Genomic DNA, 15,840 nt, shown 5'->3' with positions numbered 1-15,840 from the left:
TTCTGCAAAGATTATTTTCCAGAATACCAGACACCTCGCAGCCAGTTGTGCCGTCGCAACCTTTCTGCCAGCGCTATAGGCAACTTGGGCAAGGCAGAGACCGCAGCATTCCGTTTAGCTTGCTCTTCGGATCGAACTCCGGTGATCACTGTGGAGACGGCAGTCGCTTCCAACGCAAAGCGAATCGCCAGATCGGCAAGCGAATAAGTATTTTCCAGCTTTGCCTCGACCAAATCCTTGCGAATTTCTTCGACCCGAGCAAGCGACCTATCAAGCCGATCTCCCGCAAAATAATTGCGGCGAAAGTCGCCTTCAGGAAATTCGTGCGCCGGAGCGAACTTGCCCGTGAGCATGCCCTCATCTAGCGAAACACGGACGATAACGCCCGTGTTCGTCTGCCTAGCAACTGGCAGAATTTGCGCCGCTGGCTCTTGATGGAACAGATTGAAGATCACTTGGATTGTGTCGACCAAGCCGTCACGCATGAGGTCAACGACACATCCCTGATCCTGCTCCGGAGTACTGACTCCGATGAAGCGTAACTTGCCTTCTTCTCGGAGCTTCTGCAAAGTCAGCAGCGGTTCTGGATCATCGTTCCACGCCGCCGTCCAGGTATGAAGCTGCAGGATATCGATCACTTCCACATTCAACGCTTTTAGCCGCTCTTCCACCTTATCGCGTACATACTGCCGACCGTAGCGTTCAACATGCGAGCAATAGGGGCTAGGCGGCCAAGGACCAGGCGCTGGAGGAATTTTGGTCGCCACGACGACTTCTTGCTTTGTTTCTGCCAGCGCTGCTGCAATTACTTGCTCACTGCGGCCGTTCCCATAACCTTCCGCAGTATCGATAAAATTCATCCCGGCATCCACGGCAGCCAAGATTGCTTTCTTTGAATCTTCGTCGGACGCGGCGCCCCAGCCGCCGCCAATGGCCCACGCTCCGAAACCAATTTCCGAGACGCTCAAACCTGTTTTTCCAAGTGTTCTGTTCTGCATATGCTACGGTGTTCTGCACCAATCTTTGGGTCAATCGATTCGGCCGACGGATTGGAAATCGCACAAAATGGGCGTTCAGCTTCCCGTCGACTCGCCGCAGCACTCTAGATCCAAGATGCGTTTGCGTCAATTCACAGCCGCATCACAATCTTGGTGTTCCAATGGCCCATCGCGGGCAGCTTACCTACCGTCCGCCCGCTGACGAAGGGAGCTCAACGTTTGCAGCGACCTAGCAAAGCACTTAGAAGCGGAACGACGCAAGCCGTCCGGTGGCACAAAACCGGAACGCTCGCGCCCTACCGCTACAATTGATTTGCGGAACCCATATCAGGACGATCCCTTGATCGAATGTTTTCGCCGAAATAGGGATAGCAGTTGCAACATCGCCCGGCTCAAGCAATCATGTCAACTGTTTTTCAACGACCTTCGACTTATTACGCCACAAAAATGACCACTCGACGACGAGCGCGCGAGATTGTTTTGCAAGTTCTGTTTCAAGACGATTTGAACCCAAACCGAAATTTGGCAAACGACGACGGTTTTATTTCACGCCGATTGTTGGCGAATAAGCCGCTAATTAGTTTCGCCCAAGAATTGCTGGGAGGTGTCCGCAAGAACCGTGTGGCGCTCGACAAAACGATCGGTGCGCATGCAGTGAACTGGTCGGTCAAGCGGATGTCGACGATCGACCGCAACATTATGCGACTCGCGACTTACGAGATTTTTCATGCCGACGTCCCTGATCGCGTAGCGATCAACGAAGCGATCGAATTGGCCAAACGGTACGGTCATCACAATTCCAGCAACTTTGTAAATGGAATTTTAGATCGAACTATCAAGATGAAAGCCGCCGCGGCCGTCTCGGATGCTTCGACGTAAAACAATCTAACAGCTTGCGTTTTCGCTCATTCCTATCTTCTTCACTTACTTATGCGCATCCTATCGGGCATTCAGCCAACTGGTCGATTTCATTGGGGCAATTATTTCGGTGCCATTCGCCAGTACATCGATCTTCAACACGGCAATGAAGGCTTCTATTTTATCGCCGACCTCCATGCCCTAACAACAGTGCGGGACGCGAAGGAGTTAGCTGGCAATGTTCGCGATGCAGCCCTCGATCTACTCGCTCTCGGACTTGATCCGGCGATCGCCACTCTCTTCGTACAATCAGATGTGCCCGAGGTGTCAGAGCTGTGCTGGATTTTAATGACGAGCACACCGATGGGACTGTTGGAACGATGCCATGCGTTTAAGGACAAAAAATCGCGCGGCTTGGCAGCCGATGCCGGACTGTTTACTTATCCTGTGTTGATGGCCGCCGACATACTGGCTTACGACTCGAAATGCGTGCCGGTCGGTGAAGATCAGATTCAACATATTGAAGTGTGTCGCGACTTGGCGCGTTCTTTCAATGCGCACTATGGTGAAGTCTTTACGATGCCCGAAGGTCGTGTCATGAAGGACGCCGGGAAAGTGCCCGGCACCGATGGCGAAAAGATGAGCAAGAGTTACGACAACACAATCGGCATCTTCGAAGACGTAAAGGCGGCTCGCAAAAAGATCATGCGAATTGCAACTGACTCGCGTGCCATGGAAGATCCTAAAGAACCTGAAAACGACAATCTGTATGAATTGCTCCGGCTTCTTGCGCCCGAGGATGAGGTGGCAGAAGTCGCAGCGTTATATCGTCGCGGTGGATTCGGATACGGCGACATCAAGAAGAAAGTTGCGGATGCGGCAGAGAACTACTTTGCAACCGCTCGTGCGCGTCGAACGGAACTCGAGGCAAACGCTGACTATGTCGATGAAGTGCTAGCCAACGGGGCAGTGCGAGCCAGACAGGCCGCTTCGGTTGTGCTAGATCGCGTCAAGAAGGCTTGCGGACTGACAAGGACCTAACAAGCATGAGCCATGTAACGCCTCGGCTGCCAGGCACAATCATCAGCATCGGGACCGACATCATCGAATGCGCCCGAATTGCTCAGATGATTGAGCGGCATGGAGAGTTGTTTCTGCACCGCGTCTTTACTGTGCGGGAAATCATCTATTGCTCCGCTCGACGCTCGTGCAATCAACATTATGCTGGCCGCTGGGCTGCAAAAGAAGCTGTGCTCAAAGTACTTGGTACTGGTTGGAGCAAAGGTATTCGATGGACGGATGTCGAAGTCCAAAATGCGACCGGTGGCTGCCCGACGGTGATCCTTCACAATCGCGCCGCGGAAATAGCCAAGCAGCAATCCATCGCGACGGTGATGCTTTCGATTTCGCACTGCCGTTCGCACGCTGTAGCTTATGCCACGGCCGTAGCATAGCTTCCTGTCGCTTTATCTCGTACTACTCGTCTTGTTCGACGCGGACTAAATCCGATCCGTCACCCATGATGGCTGCCAGTGGAGTCGTGATAACGAAACTGCCAACCTTTAGACGCTCGTCCGCTTGGGCCACCCAATATTCTTTGTTGACAGAATGCTGATTGGGCGATTCAACATCGATTACCCTAACAGTTCGAATTCCTTGAAGTACTTGGACTCGTCCTACGCCCCAATCTTGATCGGCAACCTCGATCACTGCGGGCGTTTGGCCTTCCTGGACGATCTCCGTCGCTTCGCCATCAACAGTCGACTTGCTTTCGTCAGCCGACCTCGCCGATACAAACCTTCCGTCTCTGGGCACCTCCGCCCCCACAGTTTCCCCGCCCGGAGCAGTACTCTCGGTCTTCGGTGGCAACTCGAGTGCAGTAGGATCCGCTTCGAACTTCCACACGACACCTCCTGGGCGAACACCCAACTTTGGTATCAACACCATAGCTTGTGACGGTTTTGTCCTGAAAACAGCCCGCACGAACATCCCGCGCAGCAAGGCTGGTACCAATCTGGAACTCGGCTCCGTCGCACCCGCGCGAGGGCTGTTGTTTACGACGCGCACTTTGCGAGGATCATCGACCAACACTCGCACGGAAATAGTCCGGCTTTGCACATCCACCCCGACACCTTCATAACGACTCAGCACGCCGTCCCATTCGTACTGCAGGTCTTCACGTCCAGCGATCTGGTAGACGATCGTAACAGGGGTCGGCGGTAACTCATAACTCTGTGAGATGCGACGCGTTTCTATGGCTGGTGCGCCCGAGACTGAGTTACGTTCACCAATGTTGCTATAATTTTCTTGGTCAAGAATCGCCGAAAGTTGATCTGTTCGCAGATCGCATCGCACTTCAGCTTGATCGGTATCTTCCATCACGCACAGCGTTGCGCCTCGCTGGACGAACGAATCAGTTTGGACTTCTTCGCTTACGATAACTCCCGAGATCGGTGCGCGTATTTCTGTTCGCGCCAAGTTCACCCTGGCTTGCTCAAGCTGCGTGGCAGCTAACTTTTCGGAGAGTTCGATCCGAGTGCGACGACTGCGCAACAGTTCGAGCTGATTTTGAAGCGTTGTAAGGGCGTTAAGACTTGTTAGTTTGTTGCGTCGCGCTGTGTCGAGCTCCGTTGCGCTGGCAAAGCCCTTGGGTAAGTTCAACAAACGTTCAATTTCGCGGCCTTGCAATTCCAAGTCTTCTTCAGCGACCTTGATCAATCGGGCGCTGTTGGAGATCTCTTGCTCTAATTCGCGTTGCTGTGAGTATTCGCTTTCGCGCTGCGCCGACAGACGTTCGACTTCCAGTCGATAATCCTTGTCGTCGATCCGAAAGAGCAACTCATTTTCCTCTACATAGTTCCCGGCCCGGCAATTTTCGCTCTTCTCGGTAATGCGGCCAGCTACTTCGGCAGCGACCGTAACCTCGCGCAGCGGTACAACAACACCGTTGACTTCGACGTCCAAAGTTTGAGACGTATCGTAAGGCAACACTTGGTCAATTTCGACAATCGGTAGGCGTTTGAGCGCGGCCACAAGATCGCTGCTGCTGTCGGCAATCTGTCGCGGTGTCGATTGGCCGAGCACGACAAAGACCAAGATGCTTGCGCCTAGAATCGCGGCGGGCAGGATGAGTCCTACCAAAATTTTCTGAATCGGTTGGGTTTGCACGTCGCAAGAACTCTCGTAGGTCGCGTCGCAGGAATCTAAAGGAATGGCTAGCAAAACACTGTGTTTTCAGACTCTTATTTTGCACTTCCCGGCGACGAGTGTCGATGTGGATATACTAAATCCGATAAGAGCCCTGATTGCATCACGAAATGTTAGCTGAAACATCATGAGTTGCGAGGTTGGTTGGCGTATTCGCCGACGAAAAGTGGAGCGAGCCAAAGAAATCTTGGCTGTTCGCATTGGGAAAGTAGCCGATTCGCGAGCTGGGCACACTTATTTGGATTTCGATGTTGCAACCTCACAAATTTTCGCAGTTTGTAGGAACTATGCTGCGGTTCCTTGTCGATTCACCGGATCCGCACCCGAAAATCATTGACAGCGGCGAGATTCTGACCATAGAATTGGGTTGACTGTAGTCTTGTCTCAAGATGGTCGAAGCTCGTCATCTTTAAAACCGAGGGAAACCGGAATGTCAAACTCATCTGCTAAATTGCGACGTGGCGTTTTTCTTGCGGCATTAATAACGTCTTGTTTGGTATTTCCGCGCCCGGAAATTAATGTCTACGCTCAGGAGGCTGCAGCGGCTGCCGCTGCACCAGCGTCGAAACTGAAGTCTCTGCCGATCGGTGAGGCGTTCAAAAATCAGAAGGCTTTGAAAGAGAAAGCTCAGGCCAAGGACGACATTCTCAAAGGGAACAGACCGTTTGACGTTGCTCCGGTGAAGGAATACTACGGCGGCTATGAACTTCCACGACTGACTAGCCTCATCGACGCCAATTACACGAACGACGCAAGAAACGCACTTCGTAGCGACCTTTACAACGCAGAATCCAAACTGAAGACTGCGGATCTAGCGGCGTACAATCAGTTGCTCGCGCTGTACTTGCATGCGATTGTGAAGGGTAATTTCAGCCCAGCCGCGCGCATCAATGCCGTCCTCACGATCGGTGAGATGAACGAAGCGGCCCCGGTAAAAAGCGGAGCGGCACCGAAGCCTTTCAGTGCTGCCAGCAAGTTATTGCTTGACTGGGCAACCAAGTCAGATGTTGACGGTATTCGAGCTGCAGCTTTAGTGGGGCTAGAACGTCATATCGAGCTATCAGCGGTGGCTGAAAAAGATCGTAATGATTATGCGAAAGCTTTACTCGCGGCAGCGAAGACTCCAAATACACCAGGCCGTAAAGACTCGTCGCACGCTTGGCTTGTGAGCCGTTATTTAGAACTATTGAAGTCGTTTGAACATGCCTCGGTCAACGAGATGGTCATGTTTGCATTGGATTCGCTAGCTAACGAAAACACCCATCCGATTCTCCGCGAAGAATGCTTGTTAGTGGTCGGGAAGTACGCACCAGCGGAAGCACCGGAGGGCAAATTCGTTTCGGCCGGTCGCTACAGCATGCGATACCTCAAAAAGCAATGCGAGCAATGGGTCGACCTATACGATTTGAGCCCGTCTTCAAGTGGTGGCGGTACTTCCGGAGGCTACAACCCTGGTGGCGCCTACGGGGATAGTTATAAAGATTCGAATGCAACGGGTGGCTATGGTGAAGGCTATGGAGGGGGCGGCGGCTACGGGCAGGCGCAGAAGAAAGAGAAAGAAGTAAAGGAAAACCCCTACGAAAAGCAAGATGCGCAGACTCGAGCCTTGCGTCGTTTTATGCACGAAGTAGCTCAGACCATGCGTGTTGGATTGGAAGGAAAAACGAAGGGAGACGTTAACACGTCACCGGAGAAAGGTCTCGTAGCTAAGATCCAATCAAGCGAGGAACGAGCTATTCTACTTGACACACTCGATGTTCTTGCCGAATTGCAAACCGAGTTAGATTCTGAGACCGTCAAAGCCAAATCGGACTTAAACACGGAAGTCAAGAAGCGAGTTGAGCAGTTGATTGCTTTTGCGGAAGAGTATCCGGGAGCGGTCGATTTGGATGAAGAGCTGATCATCGAAGAAGCTCCAGTGGAAGAAATGCCGGAGATGCCTGAGGGCGAAGCACCTGCCGAACCAGCAGGCGATGAAGTCGCTGCTCGCGATCGCTAATCGTGTTTGGCAGCTAGTGAGTCACATAGCCTTTGCCAAACAGGTGACGCCGTAATCGGAAACTATTTTGCGGAGGAGTGTTCAGTCACTCTTCCGCTTTTCTTTTGAAGTATCAACTCAAATTAGACGTAGGAATACGTAGTGGCCGCAGCAAGACAAAGAAACGGATTTTCACTTGTCGAACTGCTTGTTGTGGTCGCCATAATTGCCGTACTAGCCGCACTTACGTTACCAGCGGTTTCAGCGGCGCGCGAGAGCGCGAGGAAAGGCAAGTGTGCCTCCAATCTACGCCAAATCGGAATCGCTTTGGCCGCTTATGAAGCATCCAACCGATTCTTGGTGCCAATGCGCAGCGGTCCTCTGACCAATGACGATGGAATTTGGATGGGCATGCGCACCAGCGGCTTTATGGATCTGTGTCCCTATATGGATCAAGCTGAAATTTACAAGCGTTTTTATAATGGATTTGAAGCAACGCTGCCGCCGCCGGAAACCTTTTCTAAAGGTGGTGAGCCTTGGTGGAAGGGCGGAAACTATACTCCATGGCGAACGCAAATAAGCGTTTTACGTTGCCCCTCCGACCCTGGACGCATGTCGACTCAAGATTGGACGAGCATGGGTCGCACCAACTACGCGTTTTGTGAAGGCGACTCGCAGATGGGAATTGAACTGGCCTATTGGGAAGCACCTGAGAAGTCGACTCGGGGCATGTTCCAGCAAGCGTATGTGCGAAAAATGTCGGAGTGCATCGACGGGCAGAGCAACACGATTGCCCTGGGCGAAATCGCGACTGCAGCCGATGCTCAGATGGGCGACCGAACTCCAGGCGCCTCTGTCCGTGGTTATCAGGCGACGCTGGTGCCAGAGCGAACGCTGGGCCACGGTATCACACCTGAGGACTGCAAGCGACTGGCATCGGACGGTCGCTACAAAGCTGAACAACGCATCATGGCCCGGCGTGGGATGCACTGGGGCGATGGATTGCCGGACTATGTTGGCTTTAACACAATATTGCCCCCCAACAGTCCTAGCTGTATCGCTGAGCGCAACGAAGGTCCGGGGATCCATTCGTCGACTAGCTATCATGCCGGTGGCGTACACGTCCTGCTGCTCGACTCCTCTATCCAGTTCATCTCCGATAGTGTTGATGCTGGTTCGCCTTTAGCAGAATCCAATGGCGTATTTCGGGAGGACGGCTCGCTTGTTTATAGCGACAACTGGAACTTGCCAAGTCCCTACGGAGTGTGGGGAGCGTACGGCACGCGTGACGCTAGAGACTAGGCGTGAGCTTTTACATAAGCTGCTGCTGAAGCTTTGCCGTGGCAGCGTAGAAGCCAGTGGCTTGCTGAGCAAGTTGGTTTTGGGTTCCGTCTCCTGTGACCTGACCATTTTCCATGACGATCACACGATCGACATAGGACAAAGTGCTGATTCGATTCGTGACAAGCAGGCTTGTTCGCTGCGCAAAAGCTTGATCGAGCGCCTCCCAAATCTCGTGTTCAGTCCCCGGATCGACCGCTGAAGTTGGATCATCCAGAATTAGCACCGGCGGATCGAAGAGAAGGGCTCGCGCGAGTGCTACTCGCTGCCGCTGTCCACCAGACAATGTCAAGCCAAACTGTCCCAACACAGTATTGTATCCGTTGGGTAACGTGCGAATGAAATGATCCACTGCGGCAGATTTTGCGGCCGCGACGATTTTATCCATCGTTGCGTTAGGATCGCCAAACGCAATATTTGCAGCCACACTATCGCTAAACAGGAAAGGATCTTGAAAGACAAAGCCAATAGATCGTCGAAGGTGAATTAGATCGTATTCTTGGAGGTCAACACCATCCAGCAGGATACGCCCCTGCGTTGGGTCATAGAATCGCGGCAGCAACTGCAAGAGCGTAGACTTGCCGCAGCCGATTTCACCAATGATGCCGACTCGGCTGCACGGTTCGATGGAGAGATTGATCTGCCGCAAGACTTCGTCCCCTTTGCGATAGGAGAAGTCAACATCTTGGAGCTCAAAGGCTCCATGAATTTGGCTCTGCTGGGGGCTACGGCCCGATGCGGCTGATGGGCTGGAGATACGGACGGGTGCATCTAGTACATCGAACACACGCCGAGCTCCGGCGAGCGACTGCTCGATCGTATTTGTGATACCGGAGAGCGCTGTAATCTGACCCGAGAATTGCTGTATTAGTCCAGCAAACACAATTAACCCCGAGCCCAGTGGCAACTGATCATTAATTACCAAATAGCCTCCGTACAGCAGCAGTACAATGAGATTAAACTGAGTCAACAGTTGGACTGTAGGAGTAAACGTGCTGACTTTCCAGAAAATGCTTCGTTGTTGTTTCTCGACTCGCTCGGTAGCGACACGGAATTTCTCAATTTCGCGTTCCTGAGCGCCAAATGCTTTTATTGCCTGCTGACCTTCCGCATTCTCATTTACGCGCAACATCATTTCGTCGAACAGTTCACGATTGCGGTCGTATTGTGGTCGAATCTTCTTTGAGAAGCGATGCGTCTGGATAATCAGCAGCGGTGTTGTCGCGAGCGAAACAAGCGTTAACCCAACATGCAAACGTAACATTGCTGTTAGATAAAAGACCAGCGACATTGCCAGCACGGAAACTTGAATAATTACACCATCGACAAAAGACCGTGTCAGTTGGATGTCGCCAGTTAAACGGTTTACTAAGCCACTGGTGTCGTTTTGATTGTAGAAATCGAATCCTAGCAACTGCAGTTTTTCGTAAACGGCAATTCGGAGGTCGACCACCATTTCCTCGTTAATGAACTTCCCGTTGGTCACGGAGTAGACGTAATTTAGAGCGGCTCGAATCAGTGCGACGGCGGCGATTAGGCCGGCGATGCTTGCAACTTGAATCGTCGGTGAATGTCCGACGACCGGATGCCAGCCATAGATGGTCGGCAGGTTGTCAGACGGTTCACCCGCTGATTTGATCCAATCGAGAGCAAATCCGCTTAACTGGATCGCAAGGATGGCGGTTCCGAGTAAGATCGTCTGCAAGATCAAGAGCGAGACAACTCGCGAACGATATCGCCAAGCAAATTTCAAAAGCCGTCGGGTTGCCGTCCAATTAGACGAATGGCTTGACTGAAGTCCGGCTTCCATGTTTGCTTGTGTGAAGATTCTGCATTTACAAAGTTCCTATTTTTGAGTGAAACCGTTGCAAACGAAAACCCTAAATCCTGATGCCAGTGCGAAAATTGGGCGAGTAATTGTCTCGCAAGCGATGCGGCACCCCAACATTTTTCGCAAACGGATTTTGCACACGGAGGGTAATCCATCGCCTGGAGATTGGGTTGCGGTCTATTCCGAGGCTCCCGAAAATCGTCCTGTCGCTCAAGAGGAGGGGTCAGAATCGGAGTCCCATCGATCTTTTGATACCAGAAGCGATCCGTGGCTTTTTGCTTACGGAATCTACAATCCCAAATCGAGCGTTGCGGTGCGCTTAATGAGTTGGGGAGATCGGTTGCCCAATGACGCCTATTGGGAAAGCAAGCTAGAAGCGGCGATTAGCTTGCGACATGACATTTTGAAGTTACAGAACACGACCAATGCATACCGAGTAATTCACGGTGAGGCCGACGGATTTCCGGGCATCGTGGTCGATCGCTATGCGGATTGCCTGAGTGCAGAAGTATTTTCTTTGGGCATGATGCAACGGAGCGAAGAACTGATGCAACGGCTTTGCAAGAAGCTAGAGATCAGCAATTACATCGTCCGCCCCTGTCCAGGTTTTGGCAGCCAAGAAGGCTTCGAAGTCGATGATTTTACTTCGGAGAACGTGCCGGGCAGTGTAACCGTCCAAGAAGGGGAAACAAAATACCGCATACACTTTGGAAGCGGTCATAAGACGGGATTTTTCTGCGACCAACGTGACAATCGCCAAATCCTTTCCCAGTGGTCTGCAGGCAAAACGGTGCTAGATCTATGTTGCTACACCGGCGGCTTCAGCGTCCGCGCCGCAGCGGAAGGAAAAGCCGCGGAAGTCACAGGCGTCGACATTGACGAAGAGCCGCTAAAGCTTGCTAAGAAGAATGCGCATATCAATAACGCGAAAGTACGATTCTGCCAGAACGACGCCTTCGCGTTTATGAGAGACATGCTGGCGATTGGACGGAAGTACGATATCGTGATTCTGGATCCACCAAAACTGATCCGCTCGCGGGCTGAAATCGAAGAAGGCACGCACAAACACTACGACTTAAACAAACTAGCCATGCAGCTAGTAAATCCAGGTGGCCTAATGCTCAGCTGCACCTGTGCCGGATTGTTGACGCAAGACTCCTTCAATTCGATGCTCCATTCCGCCGCTCGTACTACGGGCAGACATGCTGACGGCACCCGTTCTGCACCGCGATCGATACAGATCCTTCAACGTGTTGGAGCTTCGGCTGACCATCCCATTGCTGTCCAATGCCCAGAGACTGAGTATCTTAAAAGTGCGTGGATGCGAATCGAATAGATCGTTTGGTTTTTCGGATGTGATGCTGACATTTGCATCAGGCTGTCACGGCAAACCGCAGAAAGAGCGACAAACAGACCGCTATGCCCCCTCGATCTAAAAAGCGAAGTCTTATGTGGATTTTCATCGTAACAATGACAATAGTCGTCGGGGTCAGTGCATGGATCTTTTCCTACATCGACGACTGGTCGCGGGACTTAACACAGAACTACGCCGAAACAAACGCAACCGCGAACGAACCAGATTTGCGGCCTAGAACATTCGTGTCCCTATCGCCGGTACAAGTCGCGGATAAAGTCGAACAATTTGTGTCGGCTCATAAGCTATGGCACCTCGAACAGCGAGAAGAGCAGTCGCTAGGCGTGAAAATGCATTTGATTCGTCGAACGACTTTATTGCGGTTTACTGACGATATCCACGTCGAAATTTCTCCGTCTGCGGGTGACTCTGGTTCTGTTTTAAAGGCGTCAAGCAGATCGCGATTGGGCAAAGGCGACTTGGGGCAGAACCCTCGCAATCTACGCGAACTTCTCGTTTGGCTTTCCGAAAATTAGCTTCGCCCGCGCGGCACTTGTGCTGCAGCAAGCAGCGGACTCGATGCAACGCCAACTTCAATTAGAATTTCAATGAAACAACCAATCGGAGCAGAGAAATGAAGATTTGTTGTGCTATACTTACGATCAGTCTTCGTGCCCGAGTAGCCGGTTGGTATCACGCCAGAGTCAGGCGTTGTCGAGTCACTACGTATGAAGCCATCCATGCGCACATTTGTTTTCCGCCAAGCTGCTAGCATAAGCCTATTGGCCTATCTCGCTTTCTTCGCGTGGCCAGTCAAAGCTCAGGATGCTGCGACCAGCGTGGTGGATAGAGAGACATTTCATGACATCGAAGAGGAGGCACGCCATCTTGATATTCAAGCTGTCTACGCGAGTGCCCATGGCGGCTGGAGTCTAGACGAGGTCATCATTCGCGACGACCTGCGGGCACTGCTGATGGAAAAATATCGCGAGGCGGGGGGAGATTTAGAGGAACAGGCGGTACTGGAGACGCTGTTAGCGATTCGCAAAAGTGGAAAGCTTGCTGTACAGTCGACGCGTTCCGTTCGACATTCGACCGAGGACGTGGCTCCGGCTGCTGAAATTGCAGCGCGACGAATGGTGGATGAACACGGAATTTCTTTAGACAAGATATTTCTAGACCCGAACTTGTTGGCTCAATTCGATCGGTTTGCTGCTGATGTAATGCCCGAAGCAGAGCCTTACTTGATGCGAAAAGCGGCATTGAGGCTGCGGAAATCTCGACAGTTGCGACCGGAACTGCTCGCTCGAGTGACCGATTGGAAAGTGTTGATCCAGACGCTGGCGCTCAACAATGAGCCTGAAGTAGCGGAAAAATTGCCAAAGCGGCCGGGAATTTACATATTTCGAGACCGTTCGGGCTATCTTTACATTGGTCAATCAAAAAATTTGAAAGAACGACTCTCAAAACATTTGGACGGCAGCGACCGAATTGCGTTAGCTGAATTTTTGGCATCTGGCGATCGCCAAGACGTGATCTTGGAGCTGCATGTATTTCAAGATGGCTCGCCGGCCGAGAGCTCGGTTGTCCGCGAAGCTTACGAAAGCGAATTAATCCGAACTAGAAAACCGCGGTTGAATATTGCTCCCTAAAACGGTCTCAAGAAAAATTTGACATCCGTTGGGGGCAGACGATAGGATAATAACAGCTGCGAAGGGGGAATTTTGCAGCTTTATCACTCATCAATGCTTGAGCGGCGGTCGCGGCAGTATAACCTAAGCCAATCAGAGACTGCGCTCGTACAAACTTTTCAATACTGGGCTGAATAAGAACTTGCACGCCAAACCTGCTGAACGCCGTAGATCTGCAAGGGCGTATGATGCTAATTGGCGGTAGATGGTAGTAGGTGGCTTACTAGGCCGAACTTGTCAACTCACAGAAGCTAAACCGCTCGGCCTCAAGAAAGTTTCGGGCGGCTCGCTTCAATAAACTGTTTCGAGGGAAAAATGGCAAAGAAGAATACCCACGCATGGGGACTGGAAATTGGGCAAAGTGCCATCAAGGCATTGCGCTGCCATTTGGAGGGTGATCGGGTCGTTGCAGACTCGTTTGACTTTGTCGAATACCCGAAAATCTTGTCCCAACCCGACTCGGAACCAGATGTCTTGTTGGCCGACGCTCTAGAACAACTAATTTCTCGCAACGATTTGCGAGGCTGTAAAGTTGTCGTCAGTGTTCCGGGTCAGCAAGGCTTGGCCAAGTTCTTCAAGCCGCCACCGGTTGAAGTCAAAAAGATTCCTGACATTGTTCGGTATGAAGCGAAGCAGCAGATACCGTTCGATCTTAACGATGTGATCTGGGACTTCCAGCAAATGGCGGGAGCGAACGTCGAAGACGGTTATGCTTTGGAAAGCGAAGTCGGGCTTTTTGCGATGAAACGCGAGGCGGTTTATCGCGCGCTGGCGCCATTCCAAAAAGTTGAAATTGAGCCAGATGTAATACAGCTGTCGCCAATTGCAATTTACAACATGATTGCATATGACCGTTTCTCGGAACAGCTTGCGAGCCAGGAGTATGATTCGGAAAAGCCCCCGCAGTCGACGCTTCTCTTGTCGATGGGTACCGATGCGACTGACTTGATCGTCACCAACGGCTTCCGCATTTGGCAACGCAGTATTCCAATTGGTGGTAACCATTTCACGCGTCAATTGAGCAAAGAGTTGAAACTCACCTTTGCCAAGGCGGAGCATGTCAAGCGAAACGCAATGCAAGCGGATGACCCGAAACTGGTCTTTCAAGCGATGCGTCCGATCTTCAACGACATGCATACGGAAATCCAGCGCTCGATGGGCTTCTTCCGTCAAATTAACAAGAAGGCGCATATTGCATCCATCCTCCTGTTAGGCAACACTTCCAAACTACCAGGACTCCAGGCGTACCTCAGCAAGAGCTTGGGGATGGACGTGGAGGCGATGGATAAATTTGAGCGGCTGGAAGGCGCTGAAGTAATCGGATCGCCTAGCTTTAAAGAAAACCAACCCAGCTTTGGTGTTGTCTATGGGCTGTGCCTTCAAGGCTTGAACCGCGGTCCGATTCACACGAATCTTCTGCCAAAGGAAATTGTGGTCGATCGCTTGGTTGCTTCCAAGAAGCCTTGGATGGCAGCAGCAGCGGCTTCGCTGTTACTGGGACTCGCCGCCAATTACGCGCTCGTGTATGGAGCATTCACGAAGGTAGCACCTGAGAAGTGGCAAGCGGCTGAACAAGCTGTTACCTCTCTTAAGCAAGAGAGTGACAACTTGCTTCAAGTCGATGAAAAGCAGAAGAACACGGTCTCCCTGCTGCGTGCGATCGGGGACGAAGTTAGTTCGAATTCGGATCGGCGTTTGATTTGGCTCGAATTGCTGAGCGTTGTGAACTCGGGCTTGAATCACGATAAAGCTCTGTTGAGCATGTCGCCCAAGAAGTTACCTTACGCGGAGCGAACGGATTTCCATTTGACTTTGATAGATTCAAAGTACATGGACGACCTTTCCAAGTATGTTACCGATGACTTCAAAGCAAAATATCAAGCCGAAACCGACACGCGACTGCGACTGATTGGGGCGCCTCGACCTGCTGGAGATCAGGCAGCTCCCGGCAATCCCGACGCTCCTGGTAATCCCGACTCTCCCCAACTCGCACCACTCCCTGATGATGACTTAAAAACGCCAGGTTGGGTCGTGAAGATCGAAGGGTACCATTATCACAACGGTAAGCAGGGGGATGAAAAGTCCGACTTTGTTCGTAAGCATCTGATCAGCTTCTTGGAATCTGGCGTTGTACAATTGCCAGGGCCTGATGGAAGAATGTTGGACTTTTCTACTAAAGAACTGGGCATTGCTTATCCGCTACTCGTTAAAGAAGCGACGACTGAGCAAGAAAAGATCGGTAATCCATTGTTTGAAGAGCTCAATGGCGGTCGCAGCCTGAAGGTTCCAGGAGCGCCCGGCGGCGGGTATACTGGCGGTGGCGGCGGCTACGGGAACACTGCGGCTACCGCGGTAGAAGCTCCCAAAAAAGTTGAGATAAGAGATGCCGATGGGGACATTGTTCCACCATTCTATGAGGTCACGACCGCAAAATTCGTCGTGCAATTTGTTTGGCGCGAGAAAACTTTGGCTCAACGGATGGATTGGAAAGCAGACCCTCGCTTCCGTCCAGATGTTATACCGCCTAAGGAATTAAAGCCCGCCAGTGATGCGCAACCTAGCAATTCAGTCCCTAACTAACG

Annotated in this window: 12 protein-coding genes; 9 read left to right on the top strand and 3 right to left on the bottom strand. The window is 51.8% G+C overall.

Going from position 1 to position 15,840, the window contains the following annotated elements; all coding sequences use genetic code 11:
- Positions 1–11: 11 nt before the first annotated feature.
- Positions 12–998: an aldo/keto reductase gene (locus SH451x_RS00675; protein WP_479360333.1), complete on the bottom strand. Its 987-nt coding sequence runs from the start codon at positions 996–998 to the stop codon at positions 12–14.
- Between the two features lie 447 nt (positions 999–1,445).
- On the opposite strand from SH451x_RS00675, the gene nusB reads away from it, so the two are divergent.
- From nusB to acpS, 3 genes are read left to right on the top strand one after another with little or no spacing between them, the layout of a single operon-like run.
- On the top strand, positions 1,446–1,877 hold the full coding sequence (gene nusB / locus SH451x_RS00670) for a transcription antitermination factor NusB (protein ID WP_479360332.1): 432 nt from the start codon (positions 1,446–1,448) through the stop codon (positions 1,875–1,877).
- Between the two features lie 51 nt (positions 1,878–1,928).
- The gene (gene trpS, locus SH451x_RS00665) at positions 1,929–2,897 is read left to right on the top strand and encodes a tryptophan--tRNA ligase (protein ID WP_479360331.1); all 969 of its coding nucleotides are present in this window, start codon (positions 1,929–1,931) and stop codon (positions 2,895–2,897) included.
- Positions 2,898–2,902: 5 nt separating this feature from the next.
- On the top strand, positions 2,903–3,310 hold the full coding sequence (acpS, locus tag SH451x_RS00660) for a holo-ACP synthase (protein WP_479360330.1): 408 nt from the start codon (positions 2,903–2,905) through the stop codon (positions 3,308–3,310).
- Positions 3,311–3,332: 22 nt separating this feature from the next.
- On the opposite strand, the gene SH451x_RS00655 is transcribed toward acpS, so the two are convergent.
- Positions 3,333–5,024: an HlyD family secretion protein gene (locus SH451x_RS00655; RefSeq protein WP_479360329.1), complete on the bottom strand. Its 1,692-nt coding sequence runs from the start codon at positions 5,022–5,024 to the stop codon at positions 3,333–3,335.
- A 469-nt stretch (positions 5,025–5,493) separates the two neighbouring features.
- Here SH451x_RS00655 and SH451x_RS00650 point away from each other — a divergent pair, with 469 nt between their 5' ends.
- Together SH451x_RS00650 and SH451x_RS00645 are read left to right on the top strand one after the other, a co-directional pair.
- Positions 5,494–7,062 (top strand): hypothetical protein, encoded by a 1,569-nt coding sequence (locus SH451x_RS00650; protein ID WP_479360327.1) that lies wholly within the window; start codon positions 5,494–5,496, stop codon positions 7,060–7,062.
- Between the two features lie 141 nt (positions 7,063–7,203).
- Entirely contained in the window at positions 7,204–8,343 is a 1,140-nt protein-coding gene (locus SH451x_RS00645) for a DUF1559 family PulG-like putative transporter (RefSeq protein ID WP_479360326.1), read from the top strand.
- A gap of 10 nt (positions 8,344–8,353) precedes the next feature.
- Here SH451x_RS00645 and SH451x_RS00640 read toward each other — a convergent pair whose 3' ends face one another.
- A complete protein-coding gene (locus tag SH451x_RS00640; protein ID WP_479360324.1) occupies positions 8,354–10,192 on the bottom strand; it encodes an ABC transporter ATP-binding protein in 1,839 nt (612 codons plus the stop codon).
- A gap of 55 nt (positions 10,193–10,247) precedes the next feature.
- Here SH451x_RS00640 and SH451x_RS00635 point away from each other — a divergent pair, with 55 nt between their 5' ends.
- The 4 genes from SH451x_RS00635 to pilM all read left to right on the top strand — a co-directional run bounded on the left by SH451x_RS00635 (position 10,248) and on the right by pilM (position 15,838).
- On the top strand, positions 10,248–11,549 hold the full coding sequence (locus tag SH451x_RS00635; protein ID WP_479360322.1) for a class I SAM-dependent rRNA methyltransferase: 1,302 nt from the start codon (positions 10,248–10,250) through the stop codon (positions 11,547–11,549).
- A gap of 83 nt (positions 11,550–11,632) precedes the next feature.
- Positions 11,633–12,103 carry a DUF1499 domain-containing protein gene (locus SH451x_RS00630; RefSeq protein ID WP_479360321.1) on the top strand — a complete coding sequence of 157 codons (471 nt, stop codon included), beginning with the start codon at positions 11,633–11,635 and terminating at the stop codon, positions 12,101–12,103.
- A 204-nt stretch (positions 12,104–12,307) separates the two neighbouring features.
- The gene (locus SH451x_RS00625) at positions 12,308–13,219 is read left to right on the top strand and encodes a GIY-YIG nuclease family protein (protein WP_479360320.1); all 912 of its coding nucleotides are present in this window, start codon (positions 12,308–12,310) and stop codon (positions 13,217–13,219) included.
- Positions 13,220–13,573: 354 nt separating this feature from the next.
- Positions 13,574–15,838: a type IV pilus assembly protein PilM gene (pilM, locus tag SH451x_RS00620; RefSeq protein WP_479360319.1), complete on the top strand. Its 2,265-nt coding sequence runs from the start codon at positions 13,574–13,576 to the stop codon at positions 15,836–15,838.
- The last annotated feature ends 2 nt before the right edge of the window (positions 15,839–15,840 follow it).

Source organism: Njordella aestuarii, assembly GCF_056494165.1.
Note: the sequence above shows the minus strand (reverse complement) of the source record. Positions and strands in the feature narration are given on the sequence as shown.